This window comes from Paracoccus everestensis (genome assembly GCF_021491915.1).
GTDB classification, from domain to species: Bacteria; Pseudomonadota; Alphaproteobacteria; order Rhodobacterales; family Rhodobacteraceae; genus Paracoccus; species Paracoccus everestensis.
On sequence record NZ_CP090836.1, the window covers coordinates 1,484,052 to 1,508,515 of the forward strand.

Genomic DNA, 24,464 nt, shown 5'->3' on the forward strand with positions numbered 1-24,464 from the left:
TCTGAAAATGAGAACAAATAGGCAACACGAAGGAGTTGCCCATGTCCCGTGATTTCATATGCGATCTTCTGGGTGTGACCGCCTTGACCGTCACCACTATCATTGTCCTGTGGTTGCCTGCGATCCTGCAGGCCTGATCTCTGCCCCGCGTTGCCCTGACGGCGCTTGCCTGTGCGCCCGTCGATCCCCAGCACGCGCACCTGCCGGTCCTGTCACGGGACCGGCTTTTTCATAACTGCGTGGCTTGGTCGATGGCATCCAGCGTGGCATCCCAGGCCAGCAGGATGGATGCATGGCGATTGGGGTAATCCCGCGCAGGCAACAGCGCCTCGAGATCCGCGAATGGCGCGGCGGGGGGATCCCCCGCATCCGTCAGCATCGTCCGCAAGGCATCGCGAGTGGCGGCAACTTCCGCCCGGCTTCGCCCGACAACTGCCTGCCCCAGGACCGAGGCCGAGGCTTGGCCAAGCGCGCAGGCCCGCACCTCTTGCCGAAAATCGGCGATTCGGTCGCCATCCATCGCCACATAGGCCGTGACAGACGATCCGCATTGCGGCGACCTGCGCATGGCCTTGCCGTCGAAGGCGGGCAGCGCCCCCAGGTGCGGGATGGCGGTCGTCAGCGCCAGGATCCTGCGGGAATAAAGCTGCATCAGGTCGCTGTCGGCCATCGGTCTTTCCCCTGCGCTGCACTTTGCCTAGATAGGGACGCGACCCGCGAAAGGAAACCCGATGTTCGATCCTGCCCGCCTGAAATACGACGCCCATGGCCTGATCCCGGCCATTGCGCAGGATGCCGACGGGGGCGAAGTTTTGATGATGGCTTGGATGAACGCAGAAAGCGTGGCGCGGACGCTGGACACCGGGCGGGTCACCTATTGGTCGCGGTCGCGGCAGGCATTCTGGGTCAAGGGTGAAAGCTCGGGCCATGTGCAGGAACTGGTCGAACTGCGGGTGGATTGCGACAGCGATTGCCTGCTGGTGCTTGTGCGCCAGACCGGACCCGCGTGCCACACCAACCGGCGCAGCTGCTTTTACACCGCAATCCGTGACGGGGCCGAGGTCGAGATCCTGGCGCCCCTGAGCTAGAACCCCACCAGTCGGCGAATGTCCTGCGGGGTTGCGCCGTCGTCGCGGTAATGGCGGATGGCGCGGGCATCGTCGCGCTTGGCCAGCCGCTTGCCGGCATCGTCGCGAATAAGGCGGTGGTGGTGATACCGGGGAGTGGGCAAGTTCAGCAATTTCTGAAGAAGCACATGTATGTAGGTTGAATCGAAAAGATCTTTTCCCCGCGTGACCATGGTGACGCCCTGTGCGGCATCGTCCACGACCACGGCCAGATGATAGGACGTTCCCATGCCACGCCGCGACAGGATCACGTCGCCGATGCCGTCCAGGAACTGATCACGAGACAGTGCGTGATCTTCATCGGGCAAAATGGTTTGGTCCCGGAAGGCGACGCGGCCGATGCCCAGGGCATCCAGCGCGCGGGCGGCGTCCAGGCGGATCACATCGTCCGGCCCCGCATCCGCCATGCTGCGCCCCCGGCAGGTGCCGGGATAAACAAGGCCGTCAGGCCCGGCCGGCAGGGCGCCTTCCTGCGGGGCCGACAGCGCCGCGCGGATATCGCCCCGACGGCAGCGGCAGGGATAGGTCAGGGATGCAAGCTGCTTCAGCGCGTCGCGGTAAGCCGCCATCCGATCCGATTGCCGCATCACCGGGCGCTGCCAGGCCAAGCCTAGCCAGGTCAGATCCTCGTAAATTGCTGCCTCGCATTCGGGGCGGCAGCGGTCGCGGTCGATATCCTCAATCCGCAGCAGGAACTGTCCGGGATCGGCCAGCCGTTCCGCCACAAGCGCCGCATAGGCATGGCCCAGATGCAGCAATCCCGTGGGCGAGGGTGCAAAGCGGGTTACTGTGCGGCCAGCCATGCGCTGAAATCGTCCTTGGCCCGCTGGGTATAGGCCGGGTAGCGATCCTTGCGTCCCTTCCTGCCGCTGCGCATTTCCTCCAGAGGAGGGAACAAGCCGAAATTCACGTTCATCGGCTGGAATGTCTTGGCCTCGGCCCCGCCCGTGATGTGGCTGACCAGGGCCCCCATCGCGGTCGTAGGACCCGGGGGCGGCAGGTCGCGGCCCTGCGCTTGCGCGGCGGCCATCCGGCCCGCCAGCAGACCCATCGCCGCGCTTTCGACATAACCCTCGACCCCGGTGACCTGGCCCGCAAAGCGCAGGTTGGGACGCAGGCGCAGGCGCATCCGGTCATTCAGCAGCGTGGGCGAGTTCAGGAACGAGTTGCGGTGGATTCCGCCAAGCCGCGCAAAGCTGGCATTTTCCAACCCGGGGATCATGCGGAACACCTGGGTTTGGGCGCCGTATTTCATCTTTGTCTGGAAGCCTACGATATTATACAGCGTTCCCAGGCGTTATCCCGCCGAAGTTGAACCACCGCATAAGCTTTTTCTTCGGGCTTGTGGGCATTGGTCAGCCCCACCGGCTTCATCGGCCCATGGCGCAGGGTTTCGCGCCCGCGTTCGGCCATCACCTCGATCGGCAGGCAGCCATCGAAATAACCGGCGGTTTCGCCTTCGTGGAACTCGGCTTTGTCGGCGGCCAGAAGGGCGTCGATGAAAGCCTCGTATTGGTCGCGGGTCATGGGGCAGTTGATATAGGCCTTTTGCTCGGCCTCGGTCTCGCCCTTGTCATATCGGCTTTGTTCCCAGGCCACCGACATATCGATGGTGTCGGCATGAACGATGGGGGCGATGGCGTCGAAGAAGGCGAGGGCATCCGTGCCCGTGACCGACCGGATCGCCCTCGCGAGGCTGTCCGAGGTCAGCGGCCCGGTAGCCACGATCCAGTTGCCCGTGTCGGGCAGGTCCGTTACTTCGCCCGGGACGATCTGGATCAGCGGTTCGGCCTGCAAGGCTTGGGTCACGGCCGCCGAGAAAGCGTCGCGATCGACTGCCAGGGCGCCGCCTGCGGGCAGCTTGTGGCGGTCGGCATTGGCCATGATCAGCCCGCCGGCCGCACGCATTTCCCAATGCAACTGGCCCACGGCGTTCATCACGTCATCGTCGGACCGGAAGCTGTTGGAACAAACCATTTCCGCGCAATCGCCGGTCTTGTGGGCGAAGGTGCCCTTGGCCGGGCGCATCTCGTGCAGGATGACGGGGACACCTGCGCGGGCGACCTGCCAGGCGGCCTCGGACCCGGCCAGGCCTGCGCCGATGATGTGGACTGGTTCCATGACAACCTCCTGCGGCGGGGCTAGCAAAGCGGCCCGCAAATGAAAAGGGCGGCGCCAGCGGCACCGCCCGATATTGCCTGCGGCAGCCGGGATCACTCCTCGGTTGCGGCTTCGGCTTCTTCCTCGTCACCGCCCGAGCGCAGCGCAGAGGGGGCGGCGATGTTGGCAATCACGAAGTTGCGGTCGATGGTCGGCTTCGCGCCTTCGGGCAGCTTCACGTCCTCGATATGGATCGTGTCGCCGACGTTCAGGCCTTCCAGATCGACGGTGATGTGATCGGGGATGTCACCCGCCGTCACGACCAACTCGACCTCGGGGCGCACCGTCACCAGCGTGCCGCCGCGCTTGAGGCCGGGGCATTTGTCGTGGTTGATGAAGTCCACGTGGATGAACAGGTTCACCTTGGACGTGCGGCGCAGGCGCATGAAGTCGATATGGATCGGCAGATCCTTGACGACATCCTTTTGCACGCCGCGGCAGATGACGCGCACGTCTTCCTGGCCTTCAACCTGAAGGTTGAACAGCGTGGACATGAAGCGACCGGCGCGCAGTTGCGTCAGCAGCTTGTTGAAGTCGAACTGCACGTTGACCGGGTCTTTGCCGTCGCCATAGACGACTCCGGGTACCTTACCGTCGCGGCGAGCTTGGCGGGCGGCCCCCTTGCCTGACCCCGCGCGCGGCTCGGCCACCAGATCAGGGATCTCTTTGGCCATGATATTTTCCTAACTCAGTTGTGGACGCCGCCATCCTCCAAGGGTGCATGGCAGCAGGTCGCGGCCTATACGGCAACAGGGGCGATTTGTGAAGCCCTCATCGGCGCCTGCACGTCGTATTCGTCCAGGAAGCCCTGAGGGATCATCACGTTCTGCGGCCCGATGTCCTTGACGTTGCGTTCGCCGCACAGCGCCATGCTGATGTCCAGTTCCTTGCGAATGATTTCCAGCGCCTTGGTGACGCCCGCCTCGCCCATCGCGCCAAGACCATGAAGCCAGGCCCGCCCGATCCAGGTCGAATGCGCCCCAAGCGCAAGCGCCTTCAGCACGTCCTGGCCCGACCGGATGCCGCCGTCCATGTGGATCTCGACCCGGTCGCCCACGGCCTTGACGATATGCGGCAGCATCCTGATCGAGGACAAGGCCCCGTCAAGTTGCCGTCCGCCATGGTTGGACACGATGATCGCGTCGGCCCCGAAATCGGCGGCAATGCGGGCATCATCGGGATCCAGCACCCCTTTCAGGATCAGCTTGCCGCCCCACAGATCGCGGATCCGCGCGATCTTGTCCCAGTCCAGCCGTTCGTCGAATTGTTCGGCGGTCCAGCTCATCAAGGACGAGGTGTCGCCGACGCCCTTGGCATGGCCCACGATATTGCCAAAGCCGCGCCGCCTGGTTTGCAGCATCCCCATGCCCCACCGCCAACGGAAGGCAAGATCCAGCAGCGTTGGCAAGGTCAGCTTGGGCGGGGCGGACAGGCCGTTCTTCAGATCCTTGTGCCGCTGGCCCAGGATTTGCAGATCCAGCGTCAGCACCAGGGCGCTGCAATTGGCCTTTTTCGCGCGCTCGATGATGGCGGCCAGGAAATCCTGGTCCTTCATGACGTAAAGCTGGAACATGAAGGGTTTGGTCGTATGTTCCGCCACATCCTCGATCGAGCAGATCGACATCGTGGACAGGCAGAAGGGCACCCCGAACTTTTCCGCCGCGCGGGCCGCATGGATTTCTCCGTCCGCGTGCTGCATCCCCGTCATTCCCACGGGGGCCAGGGCCACGGGCATGGCTGCGGGCAGACCTACGACGTCGGATGCCGTGCTGCGGTTCGACATATCCACGGCCACCTTTTGCCGCAGCTTCAGCCGGGCAAAGTCGGTCGTGTTTTCCCGGAAGGTTTGTTCGGTATAGCTGCCTGATTCCGCATAATCATAGAACATCCGGGGCGCGCGGGCGCGGTGCATCCGCTTCAGATCCTCGATCGAGGTGATGACTGGCATGGCGCTACTCCGCAGATTGGTCAAATTTCTTTACCAGAGCCGCAGGCGATCGGCAATCATTGCTGCGCGCGGATGCGCGCCAGGGTTTCGGGCTCGATCACCGGGCTGCGCAGGGCATCGGCGCGCCGCCGCAGCGCATCTGCCCGGGCCTCGGCCTCGGCATCGACGGCTGCCTGGGGCGCATAGTCGGGCAGGGCGGGTTCGGCCAGGATTTCGTCGGTCGGCAGCAACCGGGGATAAGGCTCTGCATCGCCCGTGCAGGCGGATAGGATCGCGGCGCAGGTCAGGATCAGGGCGTGTTTCATGGCGCCATGATTACGGCGGGGCTGACTGCGGGGCAACAGACTTTCCCGCCGCCGCCGCGCGCGCTAGAAGACCCCATGGCCCGCACCCAAGGTTCCCGTGCCGATGTCACCGGCCCCCTGATCCGCACCCATGCCCGCCGCCTGTTCGCGCGGCAGGGCTTTGCTGCCGTATCCATGCGCCAGATCGCATCGGCCGTTGGGGTGCAGGCAGGGGCGCTCTATGCCTATACCCCCGACAAGCAGGCGCTGCTGTTCGACCTGCTGGAAGCCCATATGCAGGAACTGCTGGGCGCTTGGACCGATGTTCCCGGCGATCCCCTGGCGCGGCTGGAACATTTCGTCCGCTTTCACATCGACACCAGCCTGGATCACGCCGACGCGGTGTTCCTGTCCTATATGGAACTGCGCAACCTCACGCCCGACAATTTCGCCCGGATTGCTGCCCTGCGCGGCGAATACGAGGCGGCGTTGGAATCCATCCTGCGTGACGGGGTGGCGGCGGGCGTGATGCGCCTTGACGATCCAAGGCTTGCGACCATGGCGCTGATTGCCATGCTGACAGGAGTGACCAACTGGTACCGCGAGGGGGGGCGCCTGGACCGCCGCCGGATCGGCGACATCTATTGGGGCCTTGCGCGGGGGGCTGTCGGCGCGCATTGACGCTGATGCCCGCCAAGCCCGATAATCACCCCATGAGTCTTCCCCCCGGCTTTCTTGACGAGATTCGCAACCGTGTCCCGATCAGCCGCGTGATCGGGAAGAAGGTCGTGTGGGATCTGCGCAAGTCGAACCAGGCGCGCGGCGACTGGTGGGCGCCTTGCCCGTTCCACCAGGAAAAATCCGCAAGTTTTCATTGCGATGACCAAAAGGGCTTTTACTACTGCTTTGGCTGTCATGCCAAAGGCGACGTGCTGACCTTCCTGAAGGAAGCCGACGGGATGGAGTTCATCGAGGCCGTCAAGCTGCTGGCGGCCGAGGCTGGGCTTCAGATGCCGGAACCCGACCCCCGTGCCCGCGAAAGGACCGACCGGCGCACCCGTCTGCTGGAGGTGACCGAGGCTACCTGCCGCTGGTTCCGCCTGCAATTGCAGACAGGTGCCGCCGCCGAGGCGCGAGACTATCTGGCCCGGCGCCGCCTGGATCAAGCGGCCCTGGAGAGATTCGAGATCGGCTTTGCCCCCGACAGCCGCACTGCGCTGACCAGTGCCTTGCGCGACAAGGGCTTTGACGAATCGCTGATCGTCGAATCGGGGATGTCGGCCAGGCCGGACAATGGCGGCGCGGCCTATGACCGGTTCCGCGGCCGCATCATCTTTCCGATCCGCGACGGGCAGGGACGCTGCATTGGTTTCGGCGGCCGCGCGATGGATCCGAATGCGCGGGCAAAATACCTCAACAGCCCGGAAACGCCGCTGTTCGACAAGGGACGCAACCTTTACAACCTTGGTCCTGCCCGCGCGGCGGTTGCCAAGGGTCAGCGGTTGATCGTGGCCGAGGGCTATATGGACGTGATCGCCCTGGTCCGTGCGGGGTTCGAGGGCGCCGTGGCCCCTCTGGGCACCGCCATTACCGAGGATCAGTTGCGCCTGATGTGGCGCGTTTCGCCCGAACCGGTGATTGCGCTTGACGGAGATGCGGCGGGACAGCGTGCGGCGCAGCGGCTGATCGACCTTGCCTTGCCCATGACCGGGCCGGGACAGGCGTTGCGGTTCGTTATTCTTCCCGCAGGTCAGGATCCCGACGATCTGATCAAGGCGGCGGGACCGGGCGCCATGGGCGTGCTTCTGGATGGTGCACGTCCCTTGGCCGATCTTTTGTGGTCGCGCGAAACCGAAGGTCAAAGCTTTGACAGCCCCGAACGCAAGGCGGCCCTGGACAAGCGGCTGGCGGATGCGGTCGCGAAAATCCCGGATGAACGGACACGGAATCATTACACCGAGGAGTTCCGGCGCAAGCGGTGGGAACTGTTTGGCAACAGTGCGCGCCGGGGGGATCGAAAGTTCAACGGTCGGGGCGGCGCGAAAAACCAACGCCCTGCGCTGCCTATTTCCGTCACCCCCATCGATCCTTTGGCCGCCGGCATCCTGCTGGAAGGCGCTAGCCTGCTGATCTGCGCGTTGCATCCCGAACTGATCGAACAGGTGGAAACGCGTTTGGAACGTCTGGCACCCCAACACCCGGAACGCGCGGCCCTGCTGTTCGATCTGCTGAGCAATACCCGAAGCATCTTGGGCAAGCGCGGCCTTGAAACACTGCAGGCCGATCCCAACTTGATCCCGATGCAAATAGCCGAGAAGACCCCGGCCGAGGCATCCGCCTATCTGCACGAGGCACTGGATCGCCTGGAAGCTAGGAAGATTTCAGAAAAGGAAATCCTGCGGGCAGAGAATGAAATAAGCGGCGAGGCCGACGAAGGACTGACTTGGCGCTTTCGGCAGATAGGACAAGCGCGTCACCGGATCGAAAGGTTCGATGACGACGACGCAATGGATTTGGACAAGGATCAGAAGGCCTTGTCCGACCAGTTGTCGCAGTTTGTCGATGGCCAAATCTGGCGCAAACCGCCGCGCCGCTGACCACTTACGGCTGATTCGCGGCTTGTACGAATCAGGCGCGTCGCGTGCCCTTTGATTCGGGGGTTGGCCACGCTAAATATGGAACAGATTTTCAGTGATTCGCCGTTTCCGCGAATCGCCGCCTGAAGAAGGGAGCCGTTGATGGCCGCCAAGGACGACGATCACGACAAGACCGACAAGGATGACAACGCCCATTCGCTGGACATGAGCCAGGCAGCTGTCAAACGCATGATCGCCGATGCGCGCGAACGCGGTTATATCACCTACGACCAGTTGAACGCTGCCCTTCCCCCCGAACACGCCTCGTCCGAACAGATCGAGGATGTGATGTCGATGCTGTCGGAAATGGGCATCAACGTGATCGAGGACGACGATGCGGCAGAGGAACCCGAGGGCGGGGCCATCGCCGTGGTCGGATCGACCTCTCGCGAGGTGGCGGTTTCGACCTCGGAAACCGAAAAGCTGGATCGCACCGACGACCCGGTGCGTATGTACCTGCGCGAAATGGGTTCGGTCGAATTGCTGTCCCGCGAGGGCGAGATCGCCATCGCCAAGCGGATCGAGGCCGGCCGCAACACGATGATCGCGGGCCTGTGCGAAAGCCCGCTGACCTTCAAGGCCATCACCATGTGGCGCGAGGAGCTTCTGGACGAGGAGATCCTGCTGCGCGACGTGATCGACCTTGAAACCACCTTCGGCCAGTCGCTTGAAGACGAGGAGGGCGACGAGGAGGAACTGTCCGACGAAACCGCCCCTGCCGAAACCGGTCAAAAGCGCGAGGAACTGGATGCCGACGGCAATCCGATCCTGGGCGAGGAGGACGAGGACGAGGACGAAGGCGCCAACCTGTCGCTGGCCGCGATGGAAGCCAGCCTCAAGCCCAAGGTTCTGGAAACCCTTGAGCGGATCGCACATGATTATGAAACGCTGGCGGCGATGCAGGACCAGCGGATGTCGGCCACGCTGAACGAGGACAACAGCTTTTCGGCCAGTGCGGAAACCGATTATCAGGTGCTGCGGTCGCGCATCGTGGGCCTGGTCAACGAGTTGCACCTGAACAGCAGCCGGATCGAGGCCCTGGTCGATCAGCTTTACGGCATCAACCGCCGGATCGTCACCATCGACAGCGGCATGGTGAAGCTTGCCGATGCCGCCCGCATCAACCGCCGCGAATTCATCGACGCTTATCGCGGGACCGAACTGGACCCCGCATGGGTCGATCGCATGACTCAGCAGGCGGGCCGTGGCTGGCAGGCGCTGTTCGAACGGTCGCGCGACAAGGTCGAGGAATTGCGCAACGAAATGGCGCAGGTCGGCCAATATGTCGGCGTCGATATCGAGGAATTCCGCCGGATCGTGTCCCAGGTCCAGCGGGGCGAAAAGGAAGCCCGCCAGGCCAAGAAGGAAATGGTCGAGGCGAACCTGCGCCTGGTCATCAGCATCGCCAAGAAATACACGAACCGGGGCCTGCAATTCCTTGATCTTATTCAGGAAGGCAATATCGGCCTAATGAAGGCCGTGGACAAGTTCGAATACCGGCGCGGCTATAAGTTCAGCACCTATGCGACCTGGTGGATCCGCCAGGCTATCACCAGGTCCATCGCGGATCAGGCGCGCACGATCCGCATTCCGGTCCATATGATCGAGACGATCAACAAGCTGGTCCGCACCGGCCGCCAGATGCTGCACGAGATTGGCCGGGAACCCACGCCCGAGGAATTGGCCGAAAAGCTGCAGATGCCGCTGGAAAAGGTTCGCAAGGTGATGAAGATCGCCAAGGAACCGATCTCTCTCGAAACCCCCATCGGGGACGAGGAAGACAGCCAGCTTGGCGACTTCATCGAGGACAAGAACGCGATCCTGCCGCTGGAAAGCGCGATCCAGGAAAACCTCAAGGAAACGACGACCCGCGTTCTGGCATCCCTGACGCCGCGCGAAGAACGGGTTCTGCGGATGCGGTTCGGCATCGGCATGAACACCGACCACACGCTAGAGGAGGTGGGCCAGCAGTTCAGCGTGACCCGCGAACGGATTCGCCAGATCGAGGCCAAGGCGCTGCGCAAGCTGAAGCATCCGTCGCGGTCGCGCAAGCTGCGGTCCTTCTTGGACCAGTGACCTTTAATCCACGGCCTTGCCGTCATGGGCGGGGTCGTGGGCCACGCTGCTTGCAAGTTCGGCACAAACCATGAACACTATCCCTGATTGTTCGTGAGGGCGCCGATGCCAAGCCTGCTTGAAGACCCTGCCGTCCTTCGCATCCTGTTGATTGCCGTCGTGGCAATGCTGGCGACCCTGTCCGTTCTGGCGATGGGCTGGCGAAAGGCCCGTCATTCAGCGGAAACCCGCGCCTCTGATCTCGCATTGCAGTTGTCCGCCTTGGGCGAGGAGTCTCGGGCCTTGGCGCTCCGCGCGGGTCAGCACGAAGCCCGGCTTGACGGCCAGTCCGCGCGCCTCTCCGAACTGTCCGAGGAACGCGACGGGCTTGCCGACGCCCTGCACCAAGCCCGGCAACAACTGGCCGCGTCCCGCACCGAACTGGCCGAGGCGCGGCTGCGCGCCGAAAAGGACGGCGAGGCTGCGGCTCGTGAAATCCTGACCCTGCGCGAATTGCGCGCGGAAATGACCGATCAGTTCAGGCTGATGGCGACGGAAACCCTTCGCGTCCAGCAGGGGGATCTGCAAAAGGCCCAGGGCGAACAACTGTCCGCTCTGCTGAACCCGTTCCGTGAACAAGTACATCGGTTCCAGACGGAATTGCAAGCCAGAAACAAGGTCTTGGACGAGGAAGGTGCAAGACTGCGCGAACAGATCGTCTTTCTGCACCAGCGATCCGAGGATATCTCTCGCGAGGCGGTGAACCTGACCCGTGCCCTGAAAGGCGACAAGCAACGGCAGGGCGCCTGGGGCGAGATGGTGCTGGAACGGTTGCTGGAGGATTCGGGCCTGATCGCGGGCACCCATTACGACACCCAATCCAGTTGGACGGACGAGGACGGCAAGCGGTGGCGTCCCGACGTGGTGGTCAGGATGCCGCGCGCCAAGGTCATGGTGATCGACAGCAAGGTGTCGCTGAACGATTACGAGACTGCGGTCAACGCCGAGGATCCGGCCGAGGTTCAGGCTGCCCTGCGCCGCCACGTTGCCGCAGTCCGCAACCATGTGGTGACGCTGGGCGATAAGGGCTATCACCGGATGGACGACGGATCGGTCGATTACGTCCTGATGTTCATCCCCATCGAAGGCGCCCTTTCCGAAGCGTTGCGGGCCGATCCGACGCTGGCCAGCTTTGCCATGGAACGCCGCGTGGGCCTGACGACGCCCACGACCCTGATGCTGACCCTGCGCACCATCGAGCATATCTGGGCCGTCGAGCGGCGAGAGGCGAATGCGACCGAGATCGCCAAGCGTGCGGGCCAGCTTTACGACAAGGTGGCTGGCTTCGTGGAATCCATGGAAGGCGTGGGCCGCGCCCTGGACCAGGCAGGCCGGGCGCATGGGCAGGCCATGGACCGGCTGTGCCGGGGATCGGGCAATGTCATTCGCCAGGTCGAGATGTTGCGCGAATTGGGCGCGCGGACCCAAAAGCGCATCGAAACCAGCCATGACGACGATAATGCCTTCCGGCTGGAGCCGCCGGAGGCTGCCGAATGAACCGCATCTTCACCATTGGGACGCACGGCCCCGCCTGTCACGATTTCACCCGGGACGTTGCGGCCTGGCTGTCCGACCTGGGTGCCGGGGACGGGCTGCTGACCCTGATGGTGCGTCATACGTCCTGTTCGCTGTTGATCCAGGAAAATGCCGATCCCGATGTGCAGACCGACCTGCTGGGCTGGCTTGACCGCATTGCACCGCCCGCCGATCACCCGACCATGTCATGGCTGCGCCATCGCGACGAAGGCCCTGACGATATGCCGGCCCACCTGAAGGCGGCGGTGCTGCCCGTCAGCCTACAAATCCCGGTGGCCGGGGGCCGGATGATGCTGGGCACCTGGCAGGGCGTCTATCTGGTCGAACACCGCCGGGCGGCCCACAGGCGAGAGGTTGCAGCCCTGTTCCAAGGCAATTGACCCCGAGGCATTCCCGTCACAGCCCACCCCAGGAACATTTTGTGCCTCGCCGATAATACTACCCAAATCCTGCCGATATCCTATAGTGCTGGTGATTGTCGGGGCGAAGGGGACAACTGGATGCGCTGCCCGTTTTGCGGAAATGTCGATACCCAGGTCAAGGATTCACGCCCCGCCGAAGACAATGTGGCCATTCGCCGCCGCCGTTTCTGCCCCGCCTGCGGGGGCCGGTTCACGACCTATGAAAGGGTGCAGCTGCGCGATCTGGTCGTCGTCAAGTCCAGCGGCCGGAGAGAGGATTTCGACCGCGACAAGCTGGCCCGCTCCATCCGCATCGCCATGCAAAAACGCCCGGTGGAACCCGAGCGTATTGAACAGATGATCAGCGGCATTGTCCGGCGCCTGGAAAGCACGGGCGAAACCGACATCCCCTCCAAGATGATCGGAGAGATCGTGATGGAATCCCTGTCGCGCATCGATAATGTCGCCTATGTCCGCTTTGCCAGCGTTTACAAGAACTTCCAGGACGCGGACGATTTCGACAAGTTTGTGTCAGAACTGCGCCCCGTGCCCGGCAACGACTGACGTGACCCCTGCGGAAGACCTGTGCCACATGGCCCATGCCCTGCGCCTTGCGCGGCGAGGACTTGGCAATGTCTGGCCCAATCCGGCGGTTGGCTGCGTGGTCGTGCAGGGCACGCGTATTGTGGGGCGGGGTTGGACCCAGCCCGGCGGGCGCCCCCATGCAGAACGAATGGCCCTGGACCAGGCCGGCCCCTTGGCGCGAGGGGCGACGGCCTATGTCACGCTGGAACCCTGCGCCCATCATGGGCGGACGCCGCCTTGCGCGGACGGCCTTGTGGCGGCGGGAATTGCCCGCGTCGTGTCCGCCATGACCGATCCCGATCCGCGCGTCGCCGGACGCGGGCACCGGATCCTGCAGGATGCAAGGATCGCGGTGACCATGGGCATCCGGCAGGTCGAAGCGCAGGAACTGCAGGCGGGGTTCCTGTCGCGCGTCCTGACCGGGCGGCCTTTCGTGACGCTGAAGCTGGCGACCAGCTTTGACGGCCGTATCGCCACGGCCAGCGGTGAAAGCCAGTGGATCACCGGTCCGCAAGCGCGGCTGCACGTTCATGCCATGCGGATGATCCATGATGCGGTAATGGTGGGAGGAAACACCGCCCGTGCCGACCGTCCGTCGCTGAACGTGCGCGGGCTGACCACGCCCCGGCAGCCGGTACGCGTGGTGCTGTCCTCGGCACCCTTGCCCGATCTGCCCGGGGAAGGCCCGATGCACGGCGCCTTGTTGCGGATCGACGCCCCCCCGCAGGATGCCCTTGCGCAGCTTGCGCAGAAGGGCATTACACGGGTGTTCTGCGAAGGCGGAGGGGTTCTGGCTGCGTCCCTGTTGCAGGCGGGGCTGGTCGATCAGGTGATCGGTTATACCGCCGGGATCGTTCTGGGCGGGGACGGCCGGACGGCTGTTGGCCCGATGCCGCTTGCGCACCTGTCCGACGCCCCCCTTTTTCGCCTGGTCGAGACGCGGCGCCTGGGCGACGACCTGTTCCACCGCTGGCGACGCGTCACAGGATGAAGCAGTCCCTTAACGGCTATAAACCTCGTCGCCTTCACGGCAACAGCCGGATTTGCCGCGCCGCTGGCTGAGAACGCTGACCCTGACGCTTGATCAGATCAACGAGGGGGTTCGACCTGCTTGATCGGGGGCGAGGCGATCCGCCAAGTCGTGCTGTTCGAATGTCCCTAGGGCGCGGGTTCCAGGCGGGTGACACCGGTGGCTGCCGCGCGGGCAAGTGCGGGGTCCAGCGACATTCCGATATATTCGCCCCGCCGCCACAGCCCGGCCAGATCGTCGTAATGGCGCGACAGGGGATGGCCCGATTGCCCGGTCGAGGTGATGAAGACCGAACTGTCGGGATCGGCCAGGTCGTAAACGCCGCGATAGCCGGGACCGGTGCGCGCCTCGAAGCGGTCCGTCCCGATCCCCAGCATTCCGGTATGGGAAACCGTGAAGGCGCCCCCGGAAATCGCTTGCGACAGGTTCACGATCCAGCCAAGCGCCGGGATCTGCCCCAGCCCCGGATGGACATGGCGTGCCTGATGCGCGTCGCCCCACCGCCAGCTTGTCACATCCGGACCGAATTGCTGCGTCAGATCCAGGATGGCTCGGTCCAGGGCCTGCCGCGCGACGGTTGTGCAATCCTCGGGCGGGGCGCTTTGGACGACATCGCACCATACGCCTGCGCCATCGCGATTGCGAAAGACGGAATCGATAAAGCCCGGATGCAGGATGCGAATGTCGTCTGCCAGGGGGCCAAGCTCGTCCCGGATCAGGCGGTCTTGCAGGGCGGCCATCCAGGCGGAATAGATCAAGGGCTCCGGAAGATGCTCGCTCATGGCGCCGTCCCATTCGGCCAGCAGGTTCAGCGCATCCTGCCGCTGGCGTTCCGGGGTGCCTGCGGCGGCGGGTTCGCCCGTGAACCAAAGATCGGCGCCGACCAAGGGCAGCAGGGCGCGCGCGGCTGGGCTGACGATGTCCAGTTGCGCCGCGATGAAGCTGTCGCGGGAATGAACCTCTCGGTCGTTCAGCAGATGGGACAGGCGGGCGCGCCGCAGGGCCAGGGGGCCGCGCTCCTCGGTTGCAAAGGCCAGGTTTTCCGGGGTCGGGCTGTCCTGGGTGACAGGCACCATAGCGGCCCATTCGCCCTCGGCCAGCCAGCCGGGAACCGGCAGCGCGCCACCGGTGGGATGGTTCGCCGCCCGTTGCGGCATGGCGCCAACCGTCACCTGCCGGATGCCATCCCCATCGGCCAGCGTGACTGCCATCGCAGGCGCCACGACACGGCCAAGCGCGGTGGCTGCGCTGTCGGCATCGGTGGCGCGCATCAGTCCGATCAGCGCCGACATGGTGGTGTCCGTGGCCGACAGCCCCGTCCACCGCAGCGCGGGGACATGGCCCAGCGGCGTCACATCGGCAAGACCGGGATCTAGCGTCGGCACCAGGAGTCCGTTGCGGCTGCTGCGCAGGGTGATGGCGCGGGCTGGTTCGCCCAGGATACGGATCAACTCTCGTCGCGTGGTGAATTCGGTCCAGCCTTCGGCGCCGCGATAACGGTCGGCTTTGCCGGGCTGGATTTCCTCGATGGCGATGTCGGCATCGTCAGTAGCTGCGGGGGCGATGCCCCATGCCAGTTGCGGATTGCGCCCCGAAAAGATCACCGGCATTCCCGGCACCGTGGCCCCGATCACCCCCCCCGGCGTCAGTTGCAGCCGCGCAAGGTAATAAAGCGAGGGCGCGATCAGCGGGCTTTGCGGATCGTTTGCCAGCAACGCGCCGCCCGCAGCCGTGCGGTCGGCGCCGGCAGCAAAGGCATTGGCGCCAAGCCCCTGGTTCGGGCGCATGAAACCGGCGGCGTCGCGCACGGAGGCATCGCCCAGCCGCGCCTCGGGAGGGGCAAGGCGGGCGCCGGGGAACAGGTCGGCATAGCGGGGCAGGGCGGCGGCGGAATTGCCTTCGCCGAACAGCAGATCCGACCCGCGCTCCGGCCATGTCAGCGAAAGGCGTGCCCGCAGGATCTCCTCGGCCGCAGAATTGCTGGTGGCTGCCGCCAGCAACTTCAGGATCGCCAGCGAATCGGCGGGCTGCCAATAGGCGATTTCCTGGGGAAGGACAAAGAATTCAGGCGCGCCGCGCCCAAGCGCGCCTTTGTTGACCTGGGCGATCCACTGGTTCACACCCTCGGCATAGGCGCGCAGCGCCGCCTGGGTGGCCTGGTCCTGGGAATCCACCGAGCTGGCGGCGTTGCGGTAAAGCTCCAGGCGCCGGGCCAGGTCGTCGGCGGGGAAGGCACCGGGGCCGTAAACCTCGGACAAGCGTCCCTGTGCTGCGCGGCGCAGCAGGGTCATCTGGAACAGTCGGTCCTGGGCATGGGCCAAGCCCAGGGCAAGAAACACATCCTCGTCCGTCTGGCCGAAGATATGGGGGACGTTTTCGGTGGACCGCACGATCTCGACCGGGGCCAGGATGCCCTGGACCTGCACGGTGGCGTTATAGTCGGGCAGGGACCGGACCGCGAAATACCATGCCAGGACCGCGGCCAGCACCAGCAGCACGATCAGCCCGACGGTCAGGCGCAAAAGCCAGCGGAAAAGGGTCAGCATGTCGGAGGATGATCCATGGGCCGGTCCGCTGCCTGTCGTGGGGGTGCCTGTGCGCTTGACCATGGCGCGCTGGAATGTTGGGGTGCTGCATAAATCAGGCGCGTCACCAGTTCAATGTGGGGTGCCATCCACTGCGGCAGATCGAGGGACATATGGCAAAGCTGGCATTTCTGGGACTTGGCGTCATGGGGGCGCCGATGGCGGGGCATCTGAAGCTTGCGGGCCACGACTTGACCGTCTTCAACCGCACCGCCGCCAAGGCCGAAGCCTGGGTGGCCCGGCATGGCGGCGCCCTTGCCGAAACTCCGCGCCAGGCTGCGCAGGATGCCGACTTTGTTCTGGCCTGCGTGGGCAACGACGACGATCTGCGCCATGTCTGCCTTGGTCCCGATGCCGCATTCGTCGGGATGCGGCCCGGCGCGATCTTTGTCGATCACACCACGGTGTCGGCGGCAGTCACGCGCGAACTGGCCGGGGCGGCGCAGGCAATGGGCCTGGGCTATGTCGATGCGCCCGTGTCGGGTGGACAGGCAGGGGCCGAAAATGGGCAGCTTTCCGTGATGTGCGGCGGTGCCGAGGCGGATTTCGACGCGGCTGCCCCCGTGATCGCGGCCTATGCCCGGATCTGCCGCCGCATGGGCGATGTCGGCGCGGGCCAGATTACCAAGATGTGCAACCAGATCGCCATCGCCGGGCTGGTCCAAGCGCTGTCAGAATCGCTGGCCTTTGCCAAGAAGTCTGGACTGGAGGTCGAGAAGGTGGTCGAGGTTATCAGCCAAGGCGCCGCCGGAAGCTGGCAGATGGCCAACCGCCATAAGACCATGGACCAGGGCCATTTCGAACATGGTTTCGCGGTGGACTGGATGCGCAAGGATCTGGCGATCTGCCTGGCCGCCGCGGACGAAGTAGGGGCGTCTCTGCCCGTGACCGCCCTTGTCGACCAGTTCTACAAGGATGTGCAGCGCATGGGCGGAGGCCGCTGGGACACCTCGTCCCTGATCGCGCGACTGGGTTAGGACCGCTTTGCCTCGAACCGTTTCAAGGCGGGTTCCGCGCGGGCCAGGGCTTGGTCAATGTGGTGTGGAAAGCTGCCCGGCGCGATTGCCAGCGTTGCGGAATGGGCGGCGCAGACGGTCTGGACATCGCCCCATTCCCTTGCAATCCGCAAGGCCCAGGCGCGGAAATCCTGTGCCGCGCCGGGACGGTCCAGCAAGGCTTGTCCCAGGGTCGGGTGAAAGGCAAGGCGCGGCAGGCGCAGCAGCCGCCGCACCAGACCGGGGATCGGCAGCACGTTCAGCGTGTCATCGACATGGAGGCTGCGGCTTGCGGGGTGGAAGGCCAGCAGCGACCCGGCATGGACCCGTTCGTTCTGGCAGATGTAGTCGATCCCGTCCGGCAGCGAAAATCGCAGGTCCGGGAACCGTGCCGCAACCTTGGGCGATTCGACCGCCTGCGGCTGCCAAGGCAGGTCGGGCCATTTGCGGCGGTGGCGGTCCGATCCGAACAGTTCGGCCTGCGGGAACATCCGGTGCATCGTTTCGCAATGAATGGTGTGGAACGGATGCAGGTTCAGGATCGCCTGCACCGCCCGGCCTCCATCTATCAGGGCCATGACTTGCTGGGTCACTTCATCCGCAAAGCCATAGGAATCGAGGAACACGAATCCCCCGGATGACAGGCGCACCAGCGAAGAATGCGTGCCGACATTCACCACCCCGCCGATCCGCAGCGTGCCGCGGATGTTCCAAAATCCGTTCCCCAGATCGATCATGCGTTCAGACATCATGCCCCCGGCGGGTTGCCGCTGTCGCGGCTGATGGACAGATGAAGGCTTGCCGCCTTGCAGATAGCGCGCAGGGCGGGCTTCATCCCTTCCTCCAGCGTGGGGTGGTAAAAGGGCAAGTCCAGCAGGTCACTGGCCGTGCTGCCGTTCATGACGGCCGCGACCAGCAGATGCGCCAGGTGATCGGCCCCCGGGACGGCCAGGTCGGCGCCGGTCAGCCTGCCTTGGGCATCGGAGCCGAGACGCAGCATTCCACCGGCCCGCGCCTCGATCCGCGCGCGGCCCTGGTCGGAGTAATCGGCAAAGCCGTGGATCGCGGTCTTGTCGGGCGCGGCACCGATGGCCGCGACGGGCGGATCGGTAAAGGTAATGGCGAACAGCGGCGGGCGGTCGGCAGGCGCCACATCGGGATAGCGGGCCGCATTGGCCCCTGCGATGGCGCCTTCCAGCGATGCCTCGTGCAGGACCGGGGCATCGGCATCCGCGTCGCCTGCGATGAAGATGGCGCTGTTCCCGCATTGCAGGGTGTCGCGGTCGAAATCGGGAACGCCCCTGTCATCCAGCCTCAGGTCGGCCGCATCCAGGTTCAACCCGTCCAAGGCAGGCGCGCGGCCCGTCGCGACCAGCACGCAATCGTAATCCTGATGCTGGCCGTTCCAGGCCAGACGTATCCCGTCGCCCTGCGCAGAAGGTTCGGGGGCGCAGCCCAGATGCAGCGGGACATCGCGGGCGTAAAGCTCGCGAAACGCGTCATGCACCCGGTCGCAGCGGATCTTGGCCAGCCGGTCGCCTTGGTCGAACAGCGCCACCCGAACCCCCAGCCGCCCGAAGGCCTGCGCCAGTTCCGCACCCAGCGGACCGGCGCCGATCACAGCCATGCTGCGGGGCAAATCCTGCATTTCGAACACGGTGTCGTTGGTCAGCACGCGGGGGCCAAGATCGCGATAAGGCTTCGGGATCACCGGGGCCGATCCGGTGGCGATCACCACCGCCTTCGCGGCGATCTGGCGGCCATCATCCAGTTCCAGCCGGTCGGGGGCCGCAAACTGCGCACGGGCGTCGATCCGAGCGCCATCGGGCAGGCTTTCCATCCCCTTGCGGGTGGCTGCGACAAAGCGGTCACGTTCAAACCGCAGCCGTTCCATGACCCGCCGCCCGTCCACCTGCGCCGCCGGAATGTCGATGCCCATCAGCCGGGCCTTGTGCAGGTCGGCATGGGCGCCGGCGGCAGCGATCAGCAGCTTGGACGGCATACAGCCGGTCGTGGCGCACAGCGTGCCGGTGAACCCGTCGTCGATCAGCAAGGTACGCGCGCCCGCCCGCCGCGCCGCCCGTTCCGCAGCCAGTCCCGCCGTGCCTGCGCCGATGATCGCCACGTCGCAGGACAGATCGGGCTTGGTATCGGGCATGGTCTTCTCCTGCTGGTTCGGGAATAGAACCGCAGACCCGGGCAGGGGTTCCTTGCCGCTTACAACGCCCGGTGGGCAGACCGCATCCCGTCCCGCCAAGCCTGAGCCGGATCGGCGCGTCCCGCAGTTACCCCGTGCGCCGTCAAGGCACCGGCATAGCAATCGGCAAGCCAGCCCGTGCCGATGACCGTGACATTCTGTCCCAGCCACCATGGCCGGGCCGCAGCCAGTTCCGCGCCGATCAGCAGCCCGGCCATGCGGGCTTGGGCTTCCGCAGGGCCGATCCGGGCCAAGGCACGTTCCGCGCGCACCGAGGCCAGTTCCGCCGCAAGTGCCGCCGGGCGAGACATGGCTTGCCCGACGGCGTCGGCGAAACCGGCGCTGTCGGGTCCATCGGCCAGATCGCACAAGGCCGACAGGATCTCGACCGTCAGGAAGCTGCGAAAGCTGACGACCTCACCCGCGCTGATCTGCACCCAGGCCGAGGGTCGGCCGGGCAGGCACAGCACACCGTCGAAATTCGGGTCTTTGGCCAGATGACCCAGGATCCGGGGAACGGCATTGTCGATCAGATCGGCAGGGCGGTCCTGAACCAGGCCGGGCAGGGGGTGCAACCGGATCTGCGGGTCGACTGTCACGAAGGGACCGGGCGTCGGGGGCGGGCAGGGAACGCGCTGCGGTTCCACCCCCGGCCAGCCGGATGCGATAACGGACACGACCTGCCCCCGGACCAGCAAGGGCAGCAGCAATTCGCGCAGCACCGCCGCCGGATCATCGCGGCAGGGCGCCGTCAGGGTCTGGTCCCCTTGCCACACCCGCAACTGCCCGTCTGCCCATTCAGCCGCTGCCCAATCCATCCGAACCCCCGTCGTGACGACGCGCAAGATGATCGCCTGGCAGGACGCTGTCCAGAGACGGCGCTTGAACCGCCGCGATCATGGGCGTAACGACCCCCTATGCGGATTGTTTTTCTTGGCGATGTGATGGGGCGGGCCGGGCGGCGCGCGATCGTTGAACGGCTGGCCCCCCTGCGGGCGCGGCTAAAGGCCGACCTGGTCGTGGTGAATGCCGAAAACACCAGCGGCGGGCGCGGCTGCACGGCGGGACACGCCCAGCTTTTGCTGGAATCGGGCGCGGATTGCCTGACGCTGGGGGACCACGCTTTCGATCAAAAGGACATGATGGCCTTTATCGACCGCGAACCGCGCATCGTCCGCCCGCTGAACTTCGCGAAAGAGGCGCCCGGGCGTGGCAGCACGATCATCAGCGACACCCGTGGCCGAAAGCTGCTGGTGACCCAGGCGTTGGGGCAGGTGTTCATGTCACGCCCTTACGACGATCCGTTTTCCGCCCTTGATGCGGTGCTGCGCGCGCATCCGCCCGGCGGCATGGTACAGGCTTCGCTAGTCGATATCCATGCCGAGGCGACCAGCGAAAAGATGGCTGCGGGCCATTTCTGCGACGGACGCGCAAGCATCGTGGTAGGCACCCACACCCATGTCCCTACGGCGGACGCCCAGATCCTTCCGCGTGGCACGGCATACCAGTCCGACGCCGGAATGTGCGGCGACTACGACAGCGTCATCGGCATGGACAAGGTCGAACCCCTGCGCCGCTTTATCACCGGCATGGCTCGGGATCGCTTCACCCCCGCCGAGGGCGAGGCGACCCTGTCAGGCGCCCTAATCGTCACCGACGACCGCACCGGGCGCGCCACGGCGATCGAACCCCTGCGCGACGGCGGGCGCCTGGCCCAGACCCATCCTGCCTGAGGAACAACGGCTTTCGCTTGCGGTCGCGGAGAAAACAATTCTATCTCGCCCCACGATCCGCCGGTGAACGGCGCCCAACGACAGGGGCTTCATGCTTGGATTTGACCTGACTGGAACGAATGCGTCGATCGCGATGCTTGTCATCGTAACGATCACCTTCATCCAGTTCATCCGCGAAAAGCAGCCGCCCGAGGTCGTGGCCATCGGTTCCGCCGCCACCATGCTTGTGTTGGGCCTTCTGCCTGCCGACGATGCGGCGGGCGTGTTGTCCAATTCGGCGCCCTGGACCATCGCCTTCATGTTCCTGATCATGGGCGGGCTGCTGCGCACAGGCGCGTTGGAGATGATGTCCCGGATCGTGACATCGCGGGCTGCCACAAATCCCGCCTTTACCGTTTGCGCACTGTTCGGGTTTGTGATCGTCGCCTCGGCCGTGATGAACAACACCCCTGTCGTGGCCGTGATGATCCCGATCTTCATCCAGCTTGCCAGCCGCCTGAAGATCGCGCCGTCCAAGCTGTTGATGCCGCTTAGTTACTTTACCATCCTGGGAGGCATGATTACCCTGATCGGCACCTCGACCAACCTGCTGGTCGATGGTGTGGCGCGCGAACAGGGCATGGAGCCCTTTACCATTTTTGAAATCGCGCCGGTCGGAATCGCGATTACCTTGGCGGGGATCGCCTATTTTGCCCTGTTCGGCCGCAAGCTGCTGCCCGACCGCACCTCGCTGGCGGGGTTTTTGGGGTCGCGCCGGGGCATGAAGTATTTCACCGAACTGGCGGTCCCGCAGGATTCCAGCCTGGTGGGCCAAAAGGCCGTTGACGTAACGCTGTTCAAGCGCGAGGCCGTGCGCCTGATCGATGTGCTGCGCGGCGATGCATCCTTGCGCCGCGATCTGGCAAGCGTCGTCCTGGAACCCGGCGACCGGGTGGTGCTGCGGTCTGAAATGGCCGACCTGCTGGAACTTCTGGGCAACAAGAACCTGCAAGTCGTGGACAAGCTGAGTTCGGTGGCCACCGATACGGTCGAGGTGCTGATCTCGCCCGGGGCGCAACTGATCGGGCGGCGGCTGGGCGATATGCGGCTGCGACGCCGTTATGGCATCTATGTGCTGGCGGCACACCGGCGCGACCAGAACTTGGGGCGGCAACTGGACGACCTGGTCGTGCGCGTAGGCGACACCCTGCTGCTGGAAGGCGCGCCCGAGGATATCGCCCGGCTGGCCGTGGACATGGGCCTGGTCGATGTGACCCGGCCGTCGATCCGGGCCTATCGCCGGGAACGCGCGCCCATCGCCATTGCCTGCCTGCTGTCGGTGGTGACGCTTGCCTCTCTGGACGTGGCACCGATCATGGTGCTGTCATTCCTGGCAGCGGCCGTGATCCTGCTGACCCGCTGCATCGACGCCGAGGAAGCGTTCCAGTTCATAGACGGTCGGCTGATGGCGATGATCTTTGCCATGCTAGCCGTGGGCGAGGCCCTGGAACATACCGGCACCGTCGGGCTGATCGTCGATTTCGTCACCCCTTGGCTGCGCGACCTGCCGCCCTTTGCAACGCTTATCGCGATCTATTTCCTGGGCCTGGTGATGACGGAAATCCTGTCGAACAACGCCGTGGCCGTGCTGCTGACCCCCATTGCCATCGCGCTGGCCCAATCGCTGGGCCACGATCCCCGCGCCTATGTCGTGGCAGTGATGTTTTCGGCCACCGTCGCCTTTGCCACGCCCATCGGATACCAGACGCACATGATGGTCTATGGGCCGGGCGGCTACAAGTTCAGCGACTTTGTGCGCGTGGGCGTTCCCTTGGACATCATCTGCGGCATCGTGGCCTGTCTTGTGATTCCGCTGTTCTGGCCCCTTTAATCTTCAGTTAACCCGTCCCGCCCCGCCTGCAATGCTGCCATGCAGCATTGGGCGTTGAGAAGCTGATGGCGGGCGGCCATATGAAGAACAAGGGGAGGAAATCGCCTTGTGCTTCTTGAAAGGGTTTTCCCATGGCCAACATCACCATCGACACACCGCGCGGGTCTTTCCTGGGGTTTATCGCCGCGCCCTTTGCTGCCCTGGGCCGGTTCCTGGTCCTGATCGCCGAAGCCAATTCCACGGTCCGAGAGCTTGAGCGCCTGAATCTGCGCAGCGATGCCCAACTGGCGGCCCGCGGCCTGACCCGTGACGGCGAAATCCGCCGCATCATGGGCGTGTCTGCCGCTCTCTGACGCTGAATGCCTGACCGGTTGCGCAGCGCCCGCCCCTAAGGGGGATCGGGCGCTTTTGCATTTGCATGGTGTCTTGCGAGGGACCGCCGGGCTGGACTAAAAGCGGCCGAAACCTGAAATGCGAAGGACGACCGATCATGGCAGGCCATTCCAAATGGGCCAACATCCAGCATCGCAAAGGGCGGCAAGACAAGATCCGTGCGAAGCTGTTTTCCAAGCTGTCAAAGGAAATCACGGTTGCCGCCAAGATGGGCGACCCTGATCCCGACAAGAACCCGCGCCTGCGCCTGGCGGTGAAGGAAGCCAAGTCCAGTTCCGTGCCCAAGGACGTGATCGACCGCGCGATCAAGAAGTCGCAGGGCGGCGATGCCGAGAATTACGAAGAAATCCGGTATGAGGGTTATGGCCCGAACGGCATCGCCCTTGTGGTCGAGGCGATGACCGACAACCGCAACCGTACCGCCTCCAACGTCCGCAGCTATTTCACGAAGGCGGGCGGCGACCTGGGGCAAAGTGGCTCGGTCAGCTTCATGTTCGACCGCGTGGGCGAGATCATGTATCCTGCATCAGTCGGCGATGCCGACACCGTCATGCTTGCCGCCATCGAGGCGGGTGCCGACGATGTCGAGACGGACGAGGAAGGCCACTGGATCTATTGCGCCGATACCGCGCTGAACGAAGTGTCCACCGCGCTTGAAGCATCGTTGGGCGAGTCCGAGACCGCGAAGCTGATCTGGAAGCCCCAGTCGCCCACCGAGATCGCCGATCTGGAAACGGCGCAAAAGCTGATGAAACTGATCGACACGCTGGAAGACGACGACGACGTGCAGAACGTCACCGGAAACTTTGACCTGTCCGAGGCAGTTGCGGCGCAGTTGTAGACAGCAGCGGGGGCCAGCCCCCGCGCCC

22 protein-coding genes and 1 pseudogene are annotated in these 24,464 nt (G+C 64.7%); 13 read left to right on the forward strand and 10 right to left on the reverse strand.

Annotation, left to right across the window (positions count from 1 at the left end; all coding sequences use genetic code 11):
* Window positions 1-229 precede the first annotated feature (229 nt).
* Complete coding sequence (locus LZ585_RS07325) at window positions 230-670, reverse strand: iron-sulfur cluster assembly scaffold protein (protein ID WP_234852967.1); 441 nt, start codon at window positions 668-670, stop codon at window positions 230-232.
* A 61-nt stretch (window positions 671-731) separates the two neighbouring features.
* Between LZ585_RS07325 and hisI the strand changes: the two genes are divergently transcribed.
* Window positions 732-1,088: a phosphoribosyl-AMP cyclohydrolase gene (hisI, locus tag LZ585_RS07330; protein WP_234852968.1), complete on the forward strand. Its 357-nt coding sequence runs from the start codon at window positions 732-734 to the stop codon at window positions 1,086-1,088.
* Here hisI and gluQRS read toward each other — a convergent pair.
* The 5 genes and pseudogenes from gluQRS to LZ585_RS07355 form a co-directional block, all read right to left on the reverse strand.
* Window positions 1,085-1,930 (reverse strand): tRNA glutamyl-Q(34) synthetase GluQRS, encoded by an 846-nt coding sequence (gluQRS, locus tag LZ585_RS07335; protein ID WP_234852969.1) that lies wholly within the window; start codon window positions 1,928-1,930, stop codon window positions 1,085-1,087. The two genes, hisI and gluQRS, sit on opposite strands and share 4 nt — an antisense overlap.
* Window positions 1,912-3,248: pseudogene (gene trmFO / locus LZ585_RS07340) on the reverse strand (methylenetetrahydrofolate--tRNA-(uracil(54)-C(5))-methyltransferase (FADH(2)-oxidizing) TrmFO). The gene gluQRS and the pseudogene trmFO overlap by 19 nt, the downstream one beginning before the upstream one ends.
* Window positions 3,249-3,340: 92 nt before the next feature.
* Window positions 3,341-3,961, reverse strand: coding sequence for a 50S ribosomal protein L25/general stress protein Ctc (locus tag LZ585_RS07345; protein ID WP_234852970.1), 621 nt, complete (start codon window positions 3,959-3,961; stop codon window positions 3,341-3,343).
* 65 nt (window positions 3,962-4,026) lie between these two features.
* Window positions 4,027-5,235, reverse strand: a complete 1,209-nt coding sequence (locus tag LZ585_RS07350) for an alpha-hydroxy acid oxidase (RefSeq protein WP_234852971.1) — start codon at window positions 5,233-5,235, stop codon at window positions 4,027-4,029.
* Window positions 5,236-5,291: 56 nt separating this feature from the next.
* Window positions 5,292-5,540 carry a hypothetical protein gene (locus LZ585_RS07355; protein ID WP_234852972.1) on the reverse strand — a complete coding sequence of 83 codons (249 nt, stop codon included), beginning with the start codon at window positions 5,538-5,540 and terminating at the stop codon, window positions 5,292-5,294.
* A 75-nt stretch (window positions 5,541-5,615) separates the two neighbouring features.
* Here LZ585_RS07355 and LZ585_RS07360 point away from each other — a divergent pair, with 75 nt between their 5' ends.
* The 7 genes from LZ585_RS07360 (at window position 5,616) to ribD (ending at window position 13,783) form a co-directional block, all read left to right on the forward strand.
* Window positions 5,616-6,200 (forward strand): TetR/AcrR family transcriptional regulator, encoded by a 585-nt coding sequence (locus LZ585_RS07360; RefSeq protein ID WP_234852973.1) that lies wholly within the window; start codon window positions 5,616-5,618, stop codon window positions 6,198-6,200.
* A 32-nt stretch (window positions 6,201-6,232) separates the two neighbouring features.
* Window positions 6,233-8,116 carry a DNA primase gene (gene dnaG / locus LZ585_RS07365; protein WP_234852974.1) on the forward strand — a complete coding sequence of 628 codons (1,884 nt, stop codon included), beginning with the start codon at window positions 6,233-6,235 and terminating at the stop codon, window positions 8,114-8,116.
* Window positions 8,117-8,257: 141 nt separating this feature from the next.
* The gene (gene rpoD, locus LZ585_RS07370) at window positions 8,258-10,231 is read left to right on the forward strand and encodes an RNA polymerase sigma factor RpoD (RefSeq protein ID WP_234852975.1); all 1,974 of its coding nucleotides are present in this window, start codon (window positions 8,258-8,260) and stop codon (window positions 10,229-10,231) included.
* Window positions 10,232-10,336: 105 nt separating this feature from the next.
* Window positions 10,337-11,767 (forward strand): DNA recombination protein RmuC, encoded by a 1,431-nt coding sequence (gene rmuC, locus LZ585_RS07375; protein ID WP_234852976.1) that lies wholly within the window; start codon window positions 10,337-10,339, stop codon window positions 11,765-11,767.
* Window positions 11,764-12,186, forward strand: coding sequence for a secondary thiamine-phosphate synthase enzyme YjbQ (locus LZ585_RS07380; RefSeq protein ID WP_234852977.1), 423 nt, complete (start codon window positions 11,764-11,766; stop codon window positions 12,184-12,186). The genes rmuC and LZ585_RS07380 overlap by 4 nt, the downstream gene beginning before the upstream one ends.
* Before the next feature lie 120 nt (window positions 12,187-12,306).
* Complete coding sequence (nrdR, locus tag LZ585_RS07385; RefSeq protein ID WP_234852978.1) at window positions 12,307-12,771, forward strand: transcriptional regulator NrdR; 465 nt, start codon at window positions 12,307-12,309, stop codon at window positions 12,769-12,771.
* A gap of 28 nt (window positions 12,772-12,799) precedes the next feature.
* Window positions 12,800-13,783: a bifunctional diaminohydroxyphosphoribosylaminopyrimidine deaminase/5-amino-6-(5-phosphoribosylamino)uracil reductase RibD gene (gene ribD, locus LZ585_RS07390; protein WP_234855780.1), complete on the forward strand. Its 984-nt coding sequence runs from the start codon at window positions 12,800-12,802 to the stop codon at window positions 13,781-13,783.
* A 167-nt stretch (window positions 13,784-13,950) separates the two neighbouring features.
* On the opposite strand, the gene LZ585_RS07395 is transcribed toward ribD, so the two are convergent.
* On the reverse strand, window positions 13,951-16,368 hold the full coding sequence (locus tag LZ585_RS07395) for a penicillin acylase family protein (RefSeq protein WP_234852979.1): 2,418 nt from the start codon (window positions 16,366-16,368) through the stop codon (window positions 13,951-13,953).
* A 152-nt stretch (window positions 16,369-16,520) separates the two neighbouring features.
* Between LZ585_RS07395 and LZ585_RS07400 the strand changes: the two genes are divergently transcribed.
* Window positions 16,521-17,384: an NAD(P)-dependent oxidoreductase gene (locus LZ585_RS07400; protein ID WP_234852980.1), complete on the forward strand. Its 864-nt coding sequence runs from the start codon at window positions 16,521-16,523 to the stop codon at window positions 17,382-17,384.
* Here the strand turns inward: LZ585_RS07400 and LZ585_RS07405 are convergent.
* From LZ585_RS07405 to LZ585_RS07415, 3 genes are read right to left on the reverse strand one after another with little or no spacing between them, the layout of a single operon-like run.
* The gene (locus LZ585_RS07405) at window positions 17,381-18,139 is read right to left on the reverse strand and encodes a hypothetical protein (protein WP_234852981.1); all 759 of its coding nucleotides are present in this window, start codon (window positions 18,137-18,139) and stop codon (window positions 17,381-17,383) included. The genes LZ585_RS07400 and LZ585_RS07405 overlap by 4 nt on opposite strands.
* Before the next feature lie 11 nt (window positions 18,140-18,150).
* Window positions 18,151-19,560: a dihydrolipoyl dehydrogenase gene (locus LZ585_RS07410; RefSeq protein WP_234852982.1), complete on the reverse strand. Its 1,410-nt coding sequence runs from the start codon at window positions 19,558-19,560 to the stop codon at window positions 18,151-18,153.
* Between the two features lie 59 nt (window positions 19,561-19,619).
* The gene (locus LZ585_RS07415; RefSeq protein ID WP_234852983.1) at window positions 19,620-20,417 is read right to left on the reverse strand and encodes a 2-dehydro-3-deoxygalactonokinase; all 798 of its coding nucleotides are present in this window, start codon (window positions 20,415-20,417) and stop codon (window positions 19,620-19,622) included.
* A gap of 99 nt (window positions 20,418-20,516) precedes the next feature.
* Between LZ585_RS07415 and LZ585_RS07420 the strand changes: the two genes are divergently transcribed.
* From LZ585_RS07420 to LZ585_RS07435, 4 genes are all read left to right on the forward strand, one after another.
* On the forward strand, window positions 20,517-21,332 hold the full coding sequence (locus LZ585_RS07420; protein ID WP_234852984.1) for a TIGR00282 family metallophosphoesterase: 816 nt from the start codon (window positions 20,517-20,519) through the stop codon (window positions 21,330-21,332).
* A 91-nt stretch (window positions 21,333-21,423) separates the two neighbouring features.
* A complete protein-coding gene (locus LZ585_RS07425; RefSeq protein ID WP_234852985.1) occupies window positions 21,424-23,202 on the forward strand; it encodes an SLC13 family permease in 1,779 nt (592 codons plus the stop codon).
* Between the two features lie 131 nt (window positions 23,203-23,333).
* The gene (locus LZ585_RS07430) at window positions 23,334-23,555 is read left to right on the forward strand and encodes a hypothetical protein (RefSeq protein WP_234852986.1); all 222 of its coding nucleotides are present in this window, start codon (window positions 23,334-23,336) and stop codon (window positions 23,553-23,555) included.
* Between the two features lie 137 nt (window positions 23,556-23,692).
* Window positions 23,693-24,436, forward strand: coding sequence for a YebC/PmpR family DNA-binding transcriptional regulator (locus LZ585_RS07435; RefSeq protein ID WP_234852987.1), 744 nt, complete (start codon window positions 23,693-23,695; stop codon window positions 24,434-24,436).
* Window positions 24,437-24,464 lie beyond the last annotated feature (28 nt).